This is a genomic window from Rhodococcus sp. DN22 (assembly GCF_036669995.1).
GTDB classification, from domain to species: Bacteria; Actinomycetota; Actinomycetes; order Mycobacteriales; family Mycobacteriaceae; genus Rhodococcus_F; species Rhodococcus_F erythropolis.
The window spans coordinates 905929-923513 of sequence record NZ_CP133326.1 but is presented as its reverse complement, the minus strand read 5'-3'; the positions used below and the strand labels follow the sequence as shown (position 1 = coordinate 923513).

The 17585-nt window shown below is 60.9% G+C and carries 15 protein-coding genes; 7 read left to right on the top strand and 8 right to left on the bottom strand.

Going from position 1 to position 17585, the window contains the following annotated elements; all coding sequences use genetic code 11:
* The first annotated feature begins 40 nt into the window (after positions 1 to 40).
* Complete coding sequence (gene ald, locus RA302_RS04220) at positions 41 to 1141, top strand: alanine dehydrogenase (RefSeq protein ID WP_166501842.1); 1101 nt, start codon at positions 41 to 43, stop codon at positions 1139 to 1141.
* A gap of 53 nt (positions 1142 to 1194) precedes the next feature.
* Positions 1195 to 2070 (top strand): aldo/keto reductase, encoded by an 876-nt coding sequence (locus RA302_RS04215; RefSeq protein WP_019746934.1) that lies wholly within the window; start codon positions 1195 to 1197, stop codon positions 2068 to 2070.
* Here the strand turns inward: RA302_RS04215 and RA302_RS04210 are convergent, their stop codons facing one another.
* From RA302_RS04210 to RA302_RS04200, 3 genes are all read right to left on the bottom strand, one after another.
* On the bottom strand, positions 2071 to 3321 hold the full coding sequence (locus tag RA302_RS04210) for an NADH:flavin oxidoreductase/NADH oxidase family protein (RefSeq protein ID WP_069146995.1): 1251 nt from the start codon (positions 3319 to 3321) through the stop codon (positions 2071 to 2073).
* 28 nt (positions 3322 to 3349) lie between these two features.
* The gene (locus RA302_RS04205; RefSeq protein WP_030534740.1) at positions 3350 to 3853 is read right to left on the bottom strand and encodes an SRPBCC family protein; all 504 of its coding nucleotides are present in this window, start codon (positions 3851 to 3853) and stop codon (positions 3350 to 3352) included.
* Between the two features lie 72 nt (positions 3854 to 3925).
* The gene (locus RA302_RS04200) at positions 3926 to 4501 is read right to left on the bottom strand and encodes a TetR/AcrR family transcriptional regulator (RefSeq protein ID WP_007734151.1); all 576 of its coding nucleotides are present in this window, start codon (positions 4499 to 4501) and stop codon (positions 3926 to 3928) included.
* Positions 4502 to 4586: 85 nt separating this feature from the next.
* Between RA302_RS04200 and RA302_RS04195 the strand changes: the two genes are divergently transcribed.
* Positions 4587 to 5045 (top strand): PaaI family thioesterase, encoded by a 459-nt coding sequence (locus RA302_RS04195; RefSeq protein WP_003945940.1) that lies wholly within the window; start codon positions 4587 to 4589, stop codon positions 5043 to 5045.
* A gap of 288 nt (positions 5046 to 5333) precedes the next feature.
* Positions 5334 to 6635, top strand: a complete 1302-nt coding sequence (locus RA302_RS04190) for a TrpB-like pyridoxal phosphate-dependent enzyme (protein WP_003945451.1) — start codon at positions 5334 to 5336, stop codon at positions 6633 to 6635.
* 64 nt (positions 6636 to 6699) lie between these two features.
* Here the strand turns inward: RA302_RS04190 and RA302_RS04185 are convergent, their stop codons facing one another.
* Both RA302_RS04185 and RA302_RS04180 read right to left on the bottom strand, forming a co-directional pair.
* A complete protein-coding gene (locus tag RA302_RS04185) occupies positions 6700 to 7821 on the bottom strand; it encodes a CU044_5270 family protein (RefSeq protein WP_166501840.1) in 1122 nt (373 codons plus the stop codon).
* Positions 7821 to 8420 carry a sigma-70 family RNA polymerase sigma factor gene (locus RA302_RS04180; protein ID WP_019746930.1) on the bottom strand — a complete coding sequence of 200 codons (600 nt, stop codon included), beginning with the start codon at positions 8418 to 8420 and terminating at the stop codon, positions 7821 to 7823. The genes RA302_RS04185 and RA302_RS04180 overlap by 1 nt, the downstream gene beginning before the upstream one ends.
* A gap of 246 nt (positions 8421 to 8666) precedes the next feature.
* Between RA302_RS04180 and RA302_RS04175 the strand changes: the two genes are divergently transcribed.
* Positions 8667 to 10091 (top strand): PQQ-binding-like beta-propeller repeat protein, encoded by a 1425-nt coding sequence (locus tag RA302_RS04175; protein ID WP_166501839.1) that lies wholly within the window; start codon positions 8667 to 8669, stop codon positions 10089 to 10091.
* Positions 10092 to 10731: 640 nt separating this feature from the next.
* Here RA302_RS04175 and RA302_RS04170 read toward each other — a convergent pair.
* On the bottom strand, positions 10732 to 12288 hold the full coding sequence (locus RA302_RS04170; protein ID WP_243617284.1) for a helix-turn-helix domain-containing protein: 1557 nt from the start codon (positions 12286 to 12288) through the stop codon (positions 10732 to 10734).
* 80 nt (positions 12289 to 12368) lie between these two features.
* Here RA302_RS04170 and RA302_RS04165 point away from each other — a divergent pair, with 80 nt between their 5' ends.
* The gene (locus RA302_RS04165; protein WP_166501838.1) at positions 12369 to 13709 is read left to right on the top strand and encodes an MFS transporter; all 1341 of its coding nucleotides are present in this window, start codon (positions 12369 to 12371) and stop codon (positions 13707 to 13709) included.
* Between the two features lie 257 nt (positions 13710 to 13966).
* Complete coding sequence (locus tag RA302_RS04160; protein WP_166501837.1) at positions 13967 to 15277, top strand: FAD-dependent oxidoreductase; 1311 nt, start codon at positions 13967 to 13969, stop codon at positions 15275 to 15277.
* 163 nt (positions 15278 to 15440) lie between these two features.
* On the opposite strand, the gene RA302_RS04155 is transcribed toward RA302_RS04160, so the two are convergent.
* Together RA302_RS04155 and RA302_RS04150 are read right to left on the bottom strand one after the other, a co-directional pair.
* Entirely contained in the window at positions 15441 to 16313 is an 873-nt protein-coding gene (locus RA302_RS04155) for an alpha/beta hydrolase-fold protein (protein ID WP_166501836.1), read from the bottom strand.
* Positions 16310 to 17536 (bottom strand): amidohydrolase family protein, encoded by a 1227-nt coding sequence (locus RA302_RS04150; protein ID WP_225320273.1) that lies wholly within the window; start codon positions 17534 to 17536, stop codon positions 16310 to 16312. The genes RA302_RS04155 and RA302_RS04150 overlap by 4 nt, the downstream gene beginning before the upstream one ends.
* Positions 17537 to 17585: the final 49 nt, after the last annotated feature.

Below are 17585 nucleotides of genomic sequence, written 5' to 3'. Positions count from 1 at the left end.
GCCATTCGAAGAAACAACAGACTCAGTTCGGAGCCGTGTCATGAAGGTCGGAATCCCCCGCGAAATCAAAAACCACGAGTACCGCGTGGCTATCAGCCCAGCAGGCGTCCACGAACTGGTCGGCCGAGGGCACGAGGTCGTCATCGAAACGGGCGCAGGCGTCGGCTCCTCGTTCAGTGACGAGGATTTCAAGGCCGCGGGCGCGCAGATCCTCGGGTCCGCCGATCAGGTCTGGACAGACGCAGATCTGCTCCTGAAGGTCAAAGAACCTATTGCAGAAGAGTATTCGCGACTCCGTAAGGATCAGGTGCTCTTCACCTACCTGCACCTGGCGGCGTCGAAGGAATGCACCGACGCACTCCTGGCCTCGAAGACCACTTCCATCGCCTACGAAACCGTTGTCGGTTCCGACGGTTCACTGCCCCTTCTCGCACCGATGAGCGAAGTAGCCGGACGCCTTGCGCCGCAGGCCGGCGCCTACCACTTGATGCGTCACGGCGGCGGACGCGGAGTGCTGATGGGCGGCGTCCCCGGAGTGCGCCCCGCCAAGGTCGTGGTGATCGGTGCTGGCGTCTCCGGCAAGAACGCCATCGCCGTGGCCTACGGCATGCAGGCCGACGTCACCGTTCTCGATCTGTCGATCGCGCGCCTGCGGGAAATCGACGAGCTGTACCACGGCCAGGTCAAGACGATCACGTCCAACGGCCTCGAACTGGAACAGGCAGTACTCGACGCCGACCTCGTCATCGGCGCAGTGCTGGTCCCCGGGGCGAAGGCGCCGACTCTCGTCTCCAACAGCCTGGTGGCGCGCATGAAGCCGGGTTCTGTACTGGTCGACATCGCCATCGACCAGGGCGGCTGCTTCGAGGATTCACACGCGACCACGCACGCCGATCCGACGTACCAGGTTCACGGTTCCGTCTTCTACTGCGTTGCGAACATGCCCGGAGCCGTCCCCCGTACGTCGACGTACGCGCTCACCAACGCGACGCTTCCGTACGTCGTCGCATTGGCAGACAAGGGGTGGAAGGACGCGGTCACGGCAGTTCCCGGCCTGGGGTCAGGACTGAGCACACACGACGGCCTGCTCCTGTCCGACAGTGTTGCAGCGGCACACGGGTACTCGGCTACGACTCTCTGACCCAGGCGGCTCTGACCCAGGCAAGGAAAGCTCGAGATCGCTAGCCTTGATCCATGAGCAATCCTGACATCACGCTGAATTCCGGAACCACGATCCCGCAACTCGGCCTCGGAGTCTGGCAGGCCACCAACGACGAAACCGAGCATGCAGTGCGGTTCGCTCTCGACGACGCCGGCTACCGGCACATCGACACCGCTGCCGCATATGGGAACGAAGAGGGCGTCGGACGAGGTATCGCCAACTCGTCCGTCGCGCGAGAGGACATATTCCTCACCACGAAGCTGTGGAATGCAGATCAGGGCTACGAGCCGGCGTTGAAGGCTTTCGACAGCAGCATCGACAAGCTGGGCGTCGATTACGTCGATCTGTATCTGATCCACTGGCCACTGCAGGACAACGACCGACTCCTCCGCACTTGGGACGCGCTCGAAAAGATCGCGGAATCGGGCCGCGCGAAGGCAATCGGGGTGTGCAACTTCGAGCCGCATCATCTGCAGCTTCTCGTCGATCGCGGCGGATTGTTGCCGGCAGTCGATCAAGTGGAACTGCATCCGCACCTCACGCAGCACGCGATCCGCGACAAGGCCGCCGAGCACGGAATCAAGGTCGAATCGTGGAGCCCACTCGGCGGTACCAGCAACGCGGGTTGGGGTAAGGCATCGAAGCCCAACACGCTGCTCACCGATCCGATCATCACTCGAATCGGTGACCGCCACAGCAAGACTGCCGCGCAGGTCCTGATCCGTTGGCACCTGCAGAACGGCCTGATCGTCATCCCGAAATCAGTGCATGACGCCCGGATCGCTCAGAACATCGACGTATTCGACTTCGAACTCACTGATCTCGATCTGAGCGAAATCGACACTCTCGACGACGGTACCCGCGTCGGCGCGCATCCCGATGAACTCAACATCGGTGCACCGAACTGATCAAGCCGCTCGTTTGGTGGGGCGAAGCGCATCGATTCCGTTTCGCCTCACCATGGTCCCGAGGGTTTTCCACCACGGCCGAGCCGGATCCGGCTCGCTGCCGTCACCCATTCGATGCAACTGATCGGTGTGCCACTGCAGGTCGAGTGCACCGTCGAGCATCGAGATGTCGGCAACCTTCCCCAACAACTTCCGCGCTCCGAACTCCACAGTCGGGACGATCAATCGTTCCCGATTCGATTCCAGGAGAACGGTTGCCGCGTCGGGAATCGTGATCGTCGGCCGGCCGAGACCGATCACGTCGCACGCGCCGGAAGCGAGCGCCTCGACCATCGCCGATCGCGAGCGGAAGCCGCCGGTGACCGCCAACGGAATGTCGCCGGCAATCGCTCGAACCGTCTCGGCATACTCGAGGAAATAAGCCTCTCGATCGCGAGTGCTCTGCTTCTGTGCTTTGCCCATCATGGCCGGCGATTCATAACTGCCACCGCTGATCTCGATGAGGTCGACCGACTCTTCGGTCAACGCGCGTACTACTTCTCGCGACTCGTCTTCCGAGAATCCGCCGCGCTGGAAATCAGCCGAGTTGAGTTTGACCGACACCGCGAATCCCGGAGCAACGGTAGAGCGTATGCGCCGAACGATTTCGATCAGAAAGCGTCGTCGACGCTCGGGATCTCCACCCCACTCGTCCGTCCGCTGATTGGACAACGGCGAAAGGAACTGCGCAACAAGATAACCGTGCGCGGCATGTATCTGCACGCCTCCGAATCCGGAGGACTCGGCGACGCGAGCGGTTTCCGCGAACTTGTCGACGATCCCTTCGATCTCAGCAGTCGAGAGTTCTCGCGGCGTCGCCATTCCCGGAATCTTCAGCGCAATCGCGCTCGGTGCGACCGGTCGACCTCTGCTGGCGATCGGGTTGGATTGCCGCCCTGGGTGGTTCAGCTGCATCCAGATCTCGGCGCCGCCGTTCTTGGCAGTCTTGGCCCAGGCAGTCAGCGCTTCGGCATCACGATCGTCGTCGACGACGACGTTGCCCGGTTCGGCGATCTGCGATCGATCGACCATGACATTGCCGGTGACGAGCAATCCGAACCCGCCACTGCCCCAACGACCGTACAGCGTTTCCAAGCGAGTGGACGGTCCATGAGTCCGGTCACCCAGAGCCTCGCTGAGCGCAGCTTTCATCGTGCGATTCCGCAGTATCTGCCCACAGGGCAAAGTCAACGATTCTCCGAGCGTGGTCATGGATGCCTCTCGCATGAAGGGAAGAAAGTCAATGGCGTGGCGCAGAACCGAAGTGCCGCTTGGTATCGCGCACGAAGCTCGAGAAGATCAGTGAGTTGACCGGTAGCCCGCCGCGCACCGCGAGCGACAGCTTCGGACGCGGCGAGAATGCAAAATCCCACTGCAATCTCGAACCCACTGCGAGCTCGTCGACGCGGTAGTCCTCCGCGAAGGATTGGAACAGCGGAACATTGGACTGTTCGACGTAAAACGAGTGCCGACGCGTTTCGTCGTCCCAGGTGATGAACTTTTCGCGCATCTGCATCGCGCCACCGCCCACCTCCGCGATTCGGCGCGTGCCGACGCCGTAGGGGCGCGGCGAGGTGTAGTGCACTTTTGTGAGCAGTCGGCACCACGACAAAGGCTCGTCGGCGGTCAGACCGGCCCAGACGGCATCAGGTTCGGCGGCGAGGTCGATCGAGTACGTGAAGATATGCGGTGCCGTGTCGAAGAAATCGACACCGACCGGTTCGAGGTCGAACCAATGTGTCATCGCCTACTCCTGCCTAATTAGCCGTTACATGAAGTTACGGATACTTGATGGCCGAAGTCAACCCCCGAAGGCTCAGCGGGACCAAGCCTCAGAACGAGAGAGCCCCTGCAGTGAAGCGATGACCTGTTCGAGCGGCTCGATACTTCGAGTCGTCTGGCACACCGCCACTGCACCTTCGACCGACGTGATCGTCAGGTTTGCCATCGACTTTGCTTGCACTGCAGGATAACCCGCAGTTTCGAGTTGCGATTCGATCAACTTCTGCCATCCCAGCATGACCTCAGCCGATACTTCCGCGACTTCTGGCTCACTGGCGCGTGCCAACCCGCCGGCAATCACCGGGCAGCCGATCGCGAAGTCCGAGCGCGTGAGATTGAGTCGCCAGATGTCTCCGACCGCTTCGATCACGTCGGCAGTGGAACCGGTGGCCGCAGCCGAGCTGATTCGTCTGGTGATGATCGCACCAGCCGCGCGCACGGCTTCGACCATCAGCTCGGTCTTGCCGCCGGGGAAGTGATGGTAAATCGACCCACGGGGCGCGCCGCTGTGCTTGATGACGTCGCTGAAGGATGTCGCATCGACACCGTTGCGGCTGATCAGTTCGACCGCACTACGAATCATGCGATCACGTGAGCTCAGCTCTGCCATGTCACAGATCCTTCGGCCGTCGGTACACCTGTCGACTCATACGCTACGTTATGTATGACGACCTACATAGTGATGGGATGAAACAATGAGTGACGAGACAACCGCAACCGTCGATCCGGCGCAGATGACAGGCCTCGAACTTCTCCGCTGGATGGGAACGCAGGTCAACGACCGCCCCAGCATCGGACGCCTCCTCGGCATGGAGATGCGCGAGGTCAACGAGGGATCGGTGAGCTTCGCCCTGACCCCGCGTGCCGATTTCAGCAACCCGCTCGGCACTGTCCACGGCGGAATCTGCGCAACGCTGCTCGACTCGGTCATGGGCTGCGCGGTACACACGATGCTTCCGGCCGGCGTCGGCTACACGACCCTCGAACTCAAGCTCAACTACATCCGCACGGTGCCTCTCGACGGTGACGAACTGACAGCCCACGGCAGCGTCATTCACGTGGGCGGGCGTACCGCGACGGCAGAGGGCAAGGTCTTGGACAAGAACGGCAAGTTGGTGGCGCACGGAACTACGACGTGCATGATTTTCCGCTGAGCCGACGGAGGATGGCGAAAATGTCGCTGAGCCGACGGAGGATGGCGAAAATGTAGCCGCGCCCGACGTGAGCAGGGTGCGAGTACCGATGTACGATCGGCTCGTGACCCTGCTCACTGCGCACCTCTGGTGGCCCGACCGCTGACGGTCAGCCGCAACTGCGTGCTGCCCGGACCGACATCGGGTGGTCCAGCAGGCTCCTCTCCAGGATCCCCGATCCGGCAAATGCCGTACGCGTCGTCGCTACGACCGCCAAGATCAGGTACCGAATCCACGAAGGAGAGTTAGTTGACCACCACCCCACTCAACCGTTCGCTCGAGCCTTTGGGCGTCTCCATCCCGTCGAAAGTGCCGACGCACTGGTACAACCTGGCGGCTGACCTCCCCGAGCCCGTTCCCCCGCACCTGCATCCGGGCACTCGTGAGCCGCTCGGCCCCGAGGACTTGGCGCCGCTGTTCCCGATGAACCTCATTGCGCAGGAAGTCGCAACCGAGCGCTACATCGAGATCCCGGAGACGGTTCGCGAGATATACGGCATGTGGAGGCCCTCTCCCCTGTTCCGTGCGCACCGACTCGAGCGCGCTCTGGGCACACCTGCTCGCATCTACTACAAGTACGAAGGCGTGAGCCCGGTCGGTTCGCACAAGCCGAATACTGCTGTCGCGCAGGCGTACTACAACGCGATCGAAGGAACCACCAAGCTCACCACCGAAACCGGCGCAGGCCAGTGGGGTGCGTCGCTGTCGTTCGCGGGCGCACTGCTCGGACTCGACGTCGAGGTGTGGCAGGTTCGCTCCTCCTTCGATTCGAAGCCGTACCGACGCATCCAGATGGAGGCGTACGGCGGAATCTGTCACCCGTCGCCTTCCGACCTGACGGAAGCCGGACGCGCACTGTTGAAGTCGCATCCCGACACCACCGGCTCGCTTGGTATGGCGATCAGTGAGGCCGTCGAGGTCGCTGCGCAGGATCCGAACACGCACTACTCACTCGGTAGCGTGCTGAATCACGTCATGCTTCACCAGACCGTGATCGGTCAGGAAGCAATGGTCCAGCTCGAAGAAGCCGGCGACGCCGTCCCCGACACCGTGTTCGGTTGCGCCGGTGGCGGTTCCAACCTCGCCGGACTCACCTTCCCGTTCCTGGGACGAAACCTTCGCGAAGGCACCAAGACTCGTCTGGTCGCCTGCGAGCCTTCGGCATGCCCGTCCCTCACTCAGGGCGAGTACCGCTACGACTTCGGTGACGTCGCCGGCCTCACCCCGCTGCTCAAGATGCACACTCTGGGTAAGGACTTCGTTCCCCCGGCGATCCATGCCGGTGGCCTTCGCTACCACGGCATGTCGCCGATGGTCTCGCATGCGGTCAACCTCGGACTCATGGATGCGATTGCCGTCGATCAGGACGACGCGCTCCAGGCCGGTCTGATTTTCGCCCGCGCCGAAGGGATCATCCCGGCTCCGGAATCAACCCACGCGGTTGCCGGCGCCATCGCTCACGCGCGCGCCGTCACCGAACCCGAGGTGATTGTGATCGGGCTGTCGGGCAACGGTCAGTTGGATCTCCCGGCGTACTCGCCTTACGTCTGACGCCGTCGGTGTGGTGGTCTCGTGTGTACGAGGCCACCACACTTCGTCACACCGAGCACGTTCCCTATTCGGATCCCAATTCGTCGACCGGCCGGACAGTGATCGAACTTGTCCCCAACACGGTGCCGGGGGCTATCCAAGGATCTTCCGGAGTTGCGCCCGCGACCCGTCGTTCACCGATGAACTCACCGGTTCCCGGATCGATGATCAAGTCGCGACGCTCGTGAACACCGCTGAGCCCGAGTGCGATTCCGGATCGACCGTCGAGCGTGGTCTGTTCCACGGTCTCCACACCATCGATTCCGGCGATCGCGCGATACCACTGCGCTTTGACGTCAGGCGGCATCATGCCGGCTCTCAGTATTTCAATCGCGATGTGGAACATCGCTTCCGGCGTCGAACCGCGCGGCGCCGTGTAGTCGCGAAGCCATCGAAGCAACCCCTCGGGGTCAGCGGGCAGCGACCGATAGAAGTTGGGATCGTCCCAGTCGTCCGGAACGCAGTTGATGTTGTCGCGATTGTCGTCGAAGAATCTGCCGCAGCGGGCACGCCATTCCCCGTTTCGGGTTTCGTCGATGTACAGAGCTGATTCACTCTCCGGCGTCGTGCCGCCGAGCCACCGCGACTGGCCAGTTGACCGCCGCTCGAGCCATTCTTGTGTTTCGTCTGCCGGAATCCATAGCTGCGAACGGGTTTCGAGCAGGTAGGTGTAGCCGTTGCGTGGAGCGTCGGGCCCTGCTTCGTAGGGAGATCCGTACTCCATCCCCTGTTGGACCCACGCGTGCTCCTCGACGAGTCGAAACGGTCCCTGTTGAACGGAGATCATCTCGATCGATTCGAGAGAGCGCGCGGCTTGCTGTAGGACGTGTTCGGCGGAGGCGAGTTCGACGGAAGGCACCGGCAGCGACACACCACCCGTAGTGCCTGTCTGCTCTGAAGGTGTGAACTGCACCAGCATCGCAGCCAAGCAGACGGCCATGAGCACCGCGGCACCGGCGTAGACCGAAGCGGGCACGCGCCGCAGAGCGAACCTGCGACTGGGTACCGGCGGAGAACTTTCGGCCGCTTCCGCGTCGGCGAGGACCCGATTCCGGATCGCTGCCAAGGCGTCGACGTCCGGCTTGTCGAGCGCATCGCGGAGTTCGAGCAACGTGTCGTCCAGGGGATCGGTCCGACGATTCGGCATCAGTTCTCTCCCGAGGCTTGTTGGAGGTTTTCGGAGTCGAGCAGCAAAGTCCGCAGGCGAGTGCGTGTGCGGTGCAGCCTGGACCGGACGGTGCTGGCCGGCACGGACAGGATCTCCGCGATCTCAGCCGGCTCGAGATGGGCCCAGGACGAGAGGAGCAGCACGTCGCGTTCGTCCTCCGTCAGCTCGGCGAGTGCCGACGCGATCACCTCGAGGCGGCGGGACGCGTCCACCCGAGCCGTGACAAGGTCTTCCGGCGCAGTCTCGGACACGGCACGTTCGCCATGTACCCGCGCGAGTGCGCGTTCGGCGCGATCCTGGGAGCGAAAGTGTGCCCTGAGCAGGGTGTGGGTGATGCCGAACAACCAAGCGCGAACGGGAGCCCGGCTAGGGTCGTAGGTGGATCGACGATCGATCGCGACGGCAAAAGCCTCGGCGACGAGGTCGTCGGCATGATGTTCGCCGGCTCGGGCACACACGTAGCGACGAAGATCGGCGGCATGGGCGTCGAAGAGTTGAGCGAAGACCTCCGCCACGCGCGGGCTGTGCAGGTCCGGGTCCGGTGTGCCGCGATCACCGGGTGGGCTCGAAGATGTCACGGTGATACTTGGTCGGTGCGGCCCATAGCGTCCCTGGAGTGCCTGAGCGGGCGGCGATAACGAGGGACGATCCGCAATTTCCCCCCAAGTTTTTCACTACGCAGCGACGGTTCTCAGTCTCTTGGTCGGAGACAAACGCTACCCGGCCCTGACGCGGTAGGCCGTGGGATCGATTTCGAGGTCGACATCGAGCCGGCCGTCCGCGAAACGAACCGATCAGTTTGCTCGATCGGTTACGGTCTTTCGATGCAGCTTCGGTTGAAGGAACACTGGAAACTGGTCGCCCTCGGACTGGCGTTGATCGTGGCGATCGCGTTCATCGTCGTATCGGCACTCTCCGACTCCAGTGAGGCGGCCTCGCCGAAGCAGAAGATAGGCGGTCCGATCGTCGAGCAGGGCGTTGTCGACGTGGACCTCTCCGATCCTCCGCAACAAGCTTGGGAACTCGATGTTCGAACGCTCACGGACAACTCCGGCGACGTACTGCTGTCGATGCCTTCCGGCCTCGATCGCTACTACGGCTACGGCAACACGTACCAAGTCGGTGACGTGCTGGTGGCCGCGACTGCTTATCCCCTTCCCAAGACCGACGAGTCTTCGTCGAGTCAGGGAGTCGGTGCCGTCACACTGGTCGGTGTGAATCCCGACGACGGAAGTCCGCTGTGGAAAACGCGAATCGGCGGAGTCATCGGCCAGTGCAGTCAGCAGAACGAATCCACGATCATCGCGTGCTGGGGCGATCGACGGATGATCTTTGTAGATACCGCGACCGGAACTCTTATGTCCGACCTCGGAACCGACTTCGATCTCAATGGCGCCGTCATCACCGGAGACACCGTGTACACGTCCGGCGAAAGGATGGACGGAACGATTCGAACACGAATTCTCGCCAGCGGCAACACAACCAACTTAACGGCCAACTTCGTTCGCACCTTCGAACCAAGTGAGAAGTTCGGGGCCGTCTACACGGCCCCTCACACCGACACTGTCTTTGCGATGGAACAGGGCGATGGCGGGGACCCACAGTACCGCTATCGAATCTACGATCTGGATTCCGGCGCCGAACGATTCAGATTCGAGGGCGATTCGCTTGTCCCGGCCGGGAATGGATTGTTCCTCACCAGTGTCGGAGGCAGATCAGGCTATGTAGGAACCCAAAACCTCTTGGCTTCAAATGGATCCACGATTCGTGCGATACCGATTCCCTCGTACTCATCGTCGTCCTACCCAAGTAAGTCCTCGACGGGCCTGCCGATGTTTCTCGGCGACGGCGCCTACGACCCGGATTCCGGTGACGAACTTTGGCGCAGTTCACAAATCGTCAACACCGCGATGGCCGGGACGGGAAGCGCCATCGCCGCAGTGGTAGGAAAAACAATCCTGGTCACGTCGCCGGAGACCCGCACAATCTCGGGTCTCGACATCGAGAGTGGCCGACAGTTGTGGCAAACGCCCTGGCAAGACGCGTACTGGGTTCGCAGCGGGGTAACCGATGGCGACCACTTCGTCTTCAGCGACTACACCGGAATGCATTCGATCCGGGCTCGCGACGGAAAGATGATGTGGTCGGTTCCCCTTCCCCCAGAGGTTGATCCGCGCGGAGTCGTCGTCTCGAATGCCGGCAAAAACGTGTCGTTCTCCTGGCAGAACCATCTCACCGTTTGGCGTTAGGCCGGCAACATCACCGATACTGTGTCGTACTGACCAGCCAGTTCAGCAGCAAGCAAATGGTTAGACGTGCAGCATCAATGGCCACAATCCAGTCGGGCGCGTTTGTTCAATTTCGGGGGAACGATCTCGAACAACTGCATATATCTCCGCGACTCCAATTTCGGAAAGATCAGACCAGACCTGCAGTGAAGGGGTGCGTAAAAATCGCACCGGCTCAGGTATCTGATCCAATCCAACCGTAAAGGGAGCCAACGGGATGGACGCGAAATCCCCTGTGTGCAGTCGGCAACAAATAGTCCAGTTTGCGCGCAAACATCTGCGTACCGGGGGACCGAACTCAGACCAAATTCGTCGTCATTTCGGTTTGCAAAAACGCGCGTTCTTCACGCAGCTCGACACCCATCTGGACGATTCTGCACTTTCAATGCCCGAAAAAGTTGCACTCCGCCGCATCTGCCGACAGGAGGATAGAAGGTGCCCGATCAAACGTATGAACGTCTCAGCAGGTCAAGCCAACCCACCCCGGCCGATGTACGACGCGCTTCCTTTCCCACCCCAGAACCATCCCGCTTGACGATCGAAAGCCCCGAACTACGTTGAGCCGCTGGATTCTTCCGCAGTCCCCTCTTCTCGGTTGGGATCATCGGAGATCTAACAACCGCGCGACTTTCAGACTCAAATGCAATGCCAACCGGTCGTCGCCGTTTGCCAAGTCCGCGCGTGTTATCTCCTGAATTCGCCGCAAACGATAGTACAAGCTCCCTCGATGCACACAGAGCGCCTCGGACGTTCGCTTTACGTCACCGGCATTGTCCAAAAAGCTCTCCAGCGTCGCGAGAAGAGCCTCACTTTTTGAGTCCTCATGGCTGAGCAAGGACTGCAAACCTGAGTGAATACTGTTCTCGAGTCGATCCTCCGACAGTTCGGCCAGAAGTCCGTAGACGCCGAGATCCCGATAATGCACAACATTTCCGAGCACCTTGACGACCTGGGCTACATCTGCGGAGCGTCTGGACTCTTCGTAGGATTCGCGCACGTCTGCAACCGAGGTTCGCAGTTCACCGATACCAACCCAACATTCGATGTTCTGGCGCCCACTTTCAGACAAGACTCGCTCCCGGGCTGCCACGATCAACGAGTCCAGATGGGTTTGAGTCGAGCGTTCGGCCACCGATACGATCAGCAGACTGTGGTCGGGGCGGTCGAGTTGGATTGCACTGTTCCGCGGGAGCCTCCGCCGAAGCTGATCGACGCCGACGGCAACACTCAGACGATCTCTTTCGGTCAATGTCGACCGGTGCACGGGACGAAGCAACATAGTGACCGCGACTGCTGGACCCGCAGCCATCAAGCCCTCATCAGCCAATCTGCTTGCCGCGTCCTCGCGCAGCGACCGCTCGCCAGACAGTACGTCTCGAGTAAGTTCCCGCTCCCGACTTCGGGACAACTCGTCCAGCAACTGTTCGCGATGAAGGATCATCGCCGCCGCATCAGCCGTGCGCCTCAAGACCTCGGCTTGATCCTCGTCAACTTCGCCCTCTGAAGTCAACAGCCAGACGAAGCCCAGCAGCGCATTGCGGTACCGGATCGGCATCCCGACCCGGCCAAGGGTCAGCCCTAGTTCTTCGTTGACGGGAACAGTGAAGAGATCGAGGGCTTCACGGCCTCCACTCGCGTAGATGAAGTCCACAATCTCGCGTGAAACATTCCGCTGTAGAACGGAATTCATTCTGACTGAATCGACGGCACTGTCATGCGAGTTGTACGCGAGTAGACGGATCTGTGCATCGTCGATCGCAACGGAACGGTCCAGTCGTCGCCCGGTAGTATCCACCAAATGCTGTAGTTCTCCGGCCATGGTCGAACTGTACGAGCCACGCTCGCCGTTTTGCAACATATGACTAAATTCGTCCGCGACAGTTTTAACGAATGACAGTGATGCAACTAACTTTCGCGCCATAAGCTCGCTACATGCCGAAGCACATGAGACCCGGAACGTGTTCGCTCGGCCCGCGACCAGGCATACCCAGCAACGACAGGTTGCACGACAGCGACGAGATTCGTTGCAGCCGTGAGATTTGCATTGTGGGTCGAAGCCAGCCGACACGCTCTCGCGTGAGAAAGCGTTGTCCCTGATCCGGAATCGATCGCAACCTCCGTTCGCCAGATCAACGTGGGTCCGGTCGGCCTCTTTCAATTTCGCATGCCTCCGAACGACATCGGCCACCGTGACGTCGCAAAACCGTTGCTATTCAGCAGATCCCGAGAGGAATCATCATGACCGGCACAGCAAATGCTTCTGTAGAGCATCAAACCGAGACGTCACCCGGACGTCGATCGGCGCGCCGTAGGGCCCTGATTGCCGGCGCGACAGGCAACATCGTCGAATGGTTCGATTTCACGATCTACGGTTTCACTGCCGCAGTTCTCGCGACAGTGTTCTTCCCTCCGGAGTTCGGCAGTGGCGCACTGCTTGCCACCTTCGCTCTTTACGGAGTCGCCTTCTTGGCCAGACCTGCCGGCGGCATATTCTTCGGACGGCTTGGTGACCGCCTCGGCCGACGGAGGTCACTGTCCCTGGCAATTACGCTCATGGGCTGCTCGACGGCGGCAATCGGTCTCCTACCGACGTACGCTTCGATCGGTGTTGCCGCACCGCTGTTGCTGCTGCTGTGCCGTTTGGTTCAAGGATTCTCGGCCGGGGGCGAATACACCGGAGCTGCCACCTTCGTCGTCGAGCATGCGCCGTCCCACCGCCGAGGCTTGTACGCAGGGATAATCAGCTCTTCGTCATTTGTCGGCAGCATCTTGGCCACGGTCACAGTCTTGTCATTCAGCTCGGTCGGCGCTGAGCACTTCGCCGACGGAGGATGGCGTTGGCCGTTCATTATCGGAGGCGTTGTCGCCATGGTGGGCCTGTTCATGAGGCTTGCCGTCGAGGAGACTCCGGCGTTCAAGGAAATGCAAGAAAACGATTCCCTTCCAACCCGCCCACTCGCAGATCTGTTCCGCAATCACTGGCGGACTCTGCTCACGTCCTTCGTGTACTTCGCCTCGCTCGGTGTCGTTACTCATATGCTGCTCGGCTACATGCCGACATTTCTGGTTCTCTCAGCCGATGTTCCGAGCACGGTTGCACTGCTGATGACAACCGGCGCTTTGGTTCTCGCAGTACCGCTGTTCATCTTCTTCGGCGCCACAGTCGACCGAATCGGCCGGAGGCCACTCGTCAGAATCGGCATGGTGATGTCAGTTTTCGTCTCGGTGCCCAGCTACATGCTCATCGGCACCGGAAACATTTTCGCGATTGCCATTGCACTGGCTGCTCTGGTCATCGCGCTTTCCCTACTCGCGTCCGCTTTGCTCGTAATCCTCGAAATGATGCCGACGCATGCTCGATTCACCGGCACGGCAATCCCCTACAACATCGCATATGCGCTCTTTGCAGGAACTGCGCCGCTGGTGTGCGCAGCACTGGTCAACGCCACTGGAAGCGATCTGTCGCCTGCCTTCTACGCGACCGCCATCGCTTTGATCGCACTTCCCATTCTGTGGCGAGGGATTCCGGAAACGAAAAACTGGTCTGCCACGCAGGGCAGCCCGACGAAACATTTCTGACAACGGACGCGCCACGGCTGTGATTTTTTGCGCAGCTGTCGATAGCGTTCCGATGGCCGCCACGAGAGAGTTGAGGACGACGAACACCTCTGGACTTTCAGGTGCCAAATTCATTAAGGCAGAGCCGAATCCGAGAAGTCGGGATGAAGCTCTCCAGAGGAAGTCGACGGCGTCGGAATTACCAGAACCCAAGCTTGCCGGATCGAACAGCTGTGCTTTCGATCCGGCAAAGCCATCAGTAGAAAGAGAGGCCGAAAGTGCCTACCGACAAGACCGATGCAGTTGTGGTCGGAGCTGGAGTGATCGGCAGCTCCATCGCCTACGAACTGGCCGCTCGAGGCTACGAAGTCCTGGTCATCGACAAGTCTGGTGGTCCGGGCTACGGCTCGACCAGTGCATCCAGTGCGGTTATCCGGTTCAACTACTCCACATTCGACGGTATGGCTGCGGCTTGGGAGTCGCTGCATTGCTGGCAAAACTGGAACGAGCATCTCAACGCGACAGTCGACGGCGCGCTTGCGAAGTTTCGGCAATGCGGGATGGCACTGCTCGATGTCGACGTCGCACCCCACGCGCGCACGATTGGACTGTTCGAGAAGATCGGAATCGACTACCAACTTTGGGACGCAACGACACTCGTCGAAAAGATTCCCGGTATCGACGCAGGTAAATACTATCCACCGAAGCCAGTCGACTCGGAGTCCTTCTTCGCAGATGCGGAAACCACGCTCGGCGCGCTGTACACACCGCAGGCGGGGTTCGTCGACGACCCGCAACTGGCAGCCGCGAATCTTGCTGCGGCAGCACGTTCGCACGGTGCGGTATTCGCATACAACACGCGTGTGGTGGCAGTCGAGCAGTTGCCTGACGGCACCTGGCAGCTAGGGCTCGACGACGGGGAAAGTGTGAAATCCAAGATTGTCGTCAACGCCGCCGGCCCCTGGTCAGGAGCGTTCAACAAGCTGTCGAATGTCGGGTCCGACTTCAAGGTTTCGGTTCGGCCCTTGCGTCAGGAAGTCCATCACGTCACCGCACCCACTGGGTACAACGAAAACGAGATCCTCGGCCCGATGATCGCCGATTTGGATCTCGGAACCTACATGCGAGCCGAACCTGGAAACGGTTTCCTCGTCGGCGGAACCGAACCGGATTGCGATCCGCTCGAGTGGATCGACGATCCTGATACCGCAAACCCGAATCGCACTGTTGCCCGATTCGAAGCGCAGGTTTTCCGCGCCGCCAGGCGTTTCCCCACCCTGGAGGTCCCTTCACAACCGAAAGGTATTGCCGGCGTGTACGACGCAGCGTCTGACTGGACCCCGATCTACGACAAGACAGACAGACAAGGTTTCTACGTCGCCATGGGCACCAGCGGGAACCAATTCAAAAATGCGCCCATCGCTGGGCGCCTCATGTCCAGGATCATCGACGAAGTGGAAGCTGGACACGATCACGACGCTGATCCCCTGACCTATGTCGGGATGCACACCGGGCTCGAAATCGACCTCGGCGCATTCTCCCGCCTTCGGGCACCCAATGCCGAGTCGACCGGGACGGTCATGGGTTAGAAGTCTTGTCCGGCTTGGAGAATCGATAGCCGCGACAACTGAATAGACACGGCTGTGGGTGTCCACCACGTGGTGGACACCCACAGCCGACTTCTCCTTCAACGGCGTCTACGGAAAATCGCCCTAGAACGTGTCAGCGGCACATCGTCTCCGGGACGGAGAGCTAACGTGCATGGCAGGTCTTCAAGTAGCTCAGGAACGATGCCTGCAGCCCGGTGACGTGCGTCTCGTGCAACAACGCGGTCGAAACATCCTGCGACCGTCCCTTCCCATGCAACTGCTCCACGACGGCGAGAACATTGCGTGACAGTCCGCGATAGATCGGAATGGGTCCAGTCAGTTCGGCTTCGTTCAGCGTGACGTGCAGCTGCGGCACAACTGAGCCCACGCCACGCTCGGGCAGTGCCTCGACCAGTGTGTGGATCTGGCTGTCGGCGTTCACAACTCCGGGACTACCCGCACCGAAGGTCGCGAATGGGGGCGCGTCGCGCAGCCATGCGTAGAGGGTGAAAAGGCCTCCGTACGAGTACCCGAAGAGTCCGTGCCCGGACTCGCTGACACGTAGCTCCGACGAGTACAGGCGAGGGTGGAGTTCGTTGGTCAGGAAGTCGAGGAAGACGTCCCCGTGGGTGTCTGCCAGCTCCTCGAGGTAGGCGTCCACGTACTCCTGGGTCATTGCACCAGAGTCGCGAGCAGCGGCAAGAGTAGCCATCATTTCTTCGCCTACCGGTTCCCCAGGCGGCACGAGATCGCGGTTGCGGAGCCGTGCCCAGTTGGCGGCTTCCTCACCGGCATATCCGACACTGACCTGGATGTACGGGGCGACCGTCAGGTACGGGTCTGCCTGCGTGACGATGAGCGGGGCGGTAAGACCTACAGCCCAGTTGCCGTCCATCACGTAGATCAGCGGTAAGGGATCCGTGGAGTCCGCGTAGCCGGGGGGTGTGGTCACCCAGACGCCGTAGCTGTGTCCCGACTTCGCCGTGATTTCGAAGTACTCCGTGTCTGCAAAACATCCGTGCAGCATTGCGCTCATCGAACGTCTCCCTTGACGATATTTCCGGACTTCACGACGAGAGCAGCCATGTCCGGATCGGCGAACACCTTTGCGTCTCGGAGTGGGTCTTGCTGCCAGGCAACCATGTCCGCCTGCATACCGACGCGGATAGTCCCGACGGTTTTCCCGATACCGAGAATGTCGGCATTGACGCTGGTGGCCGAAACGAGTGCATGCATCGGCGACTCCAACTCCGCGCGCAAGCGCAACTCCTCACCTCGGCGCTTTTGGTGCGGCCCGATGAGGTCCGAGCCCAGGCCGATCCTCAGGCCTGCTGCGCGAGAGGCCGCGAGCGCTCTGGCCATGCGTTGACGCACTCCGGCTGCACGTTCTCGTATTGCCGGGTCCAGGTCCATGCTTTCGGTGTCCGTCAACTGCTCGACCACGGCGAAGGTAGGGACCAGAGCCACGTCATGCTCGCGCATCAACTGGGCAGTCTCCGCGTCGATGTCGGTGCCGTGTTCCACGCACCGCACTCCCGCCCGCACTGCGTTGCGAATGCCCGCATTGTTGTGCGCGTGGACCGTGACGTAGGTGCCGCGCGACGCTGCTTCTTCCACTGCCACGGAGATTTCCTCGACGGTGAACTGTGTGTCGGTGAGGCGGTCATGGCCTCCGACGACACCGCCGGTGACGCACAGTTTCAGAAATGTGGCCCCTCGGCGGAACGATTCGCGCACGTTGCGTCGTAGCTCGTCGGCATTACCCGACATCAAGGACAAGGCGCAGAGCCCTGGAATGTGGTGCATGTTCCACAGCTCGGTCGGCTCCCATGCGGCCCCGTAGTAGCCGTGTCCACCGGTCTGGCACTGCACAGGACCACACGAGAGGACACGCGGACCACGCACCTTGCCGCTCGCAATAACGTCGACGACTCCGCCGTCGATGCCACCGACGTCTCGCACCGTGGTGAAGCCCGCGTCGAGGGCATCGCCCGCGGTGGCGAAGATGCCCGCAGCCAGTTCCGCTGCCGAGAGCTCAAACCCGAATTGCCTTCGGATCGGACTCGAAATACCCAGGTGGACATGAGCATCGATCAGCCCCGGAGTCAGAAGCATGCCGTCCAAGTCAACTGTCGTCGAACCCGACGGCGCCTGTCCGATCGCTGTGACAATGCCGCCACTCACGCACACGTCGACTTCGACCGGGTCGGTACCCGATCCATCCGCGACCATGCCGCCGGCAAACCATACGTCAGTCAAAGGGACCTCCCGAGCATTAGAAACCACTCTCCTAAACACTGGTGAATTC

Bases quoted from the DNA above. Each gene is read 5' to 3' on its own strand.
- ald (WP_166501842.1), top strand. From the start codon at position 41: ATGAAGGTCGGAATCCCCCGCGAAATCAAAAACCACGAGTACCGCGTG.
- RA302_RS04200 (WP_007734151.1), bottom strand. From the start codon at position 4,501: ATGGCAGAGCTGAGCTCACGTGATCGCATGATTCGTAGTGCGGTCGAA.
- RA302_RS04165 (WP_166501838.1), top strand. From the start codon at position 12,369: ATGACCGGCACAGCAAATGCTTCTGTAGAGCATCAAACCGAGACGTCA.
- RA302_RS04215 (WP_019746934.1), top strand. From the start codon at position 1,195: ATGAGCAATCCTGACATCACGCTGAATTCCGGAACCACGATCCCGCAA.
- RA302_RS04155 (WP_166501836.1), bottom strand. From the start codon at position 16,313: ATGAGCGCAATGCTGCACGGATGTTTTGCAGACACGGAGTACTTCGAA.
- RA302_RS04185 (WP_166501840.1), bottom strand. From the start codon at position 7,821: ATGCCGAATCGTCGGACCGATCCCCTGGACGACACGTTGCTCGAACTC.
- RA302_RS04195 (WP_003945940.1), top strand. From the start codon at position 4,587: ATGAGTGACGAGACAACCGCAACCGTCGATCCGGCGCAGATGACAGGC.
- RA302_RS04210 (WP_069146995.1), bottom strand. From the start codon at position 3,321: ATGACCACGCTCGGAGAATCGTTGACTTTGCCCTGTGGGCAGATACTG.
- RA302_RS04205 (WP_030534740.1), bottom strand. From the start codon at position 3,853: ATGACACATTGGTTCGACCTCGAACCGGTCGGTGTCGATTTCTTCGAC.
- RA302_RS04175 (WP_166501839.1), top strand. From the start codon at position 8,667: ATGCAGCTTCGGTTGAAGGAACACTGGAAACTGGTCGCCCTCGGACTG.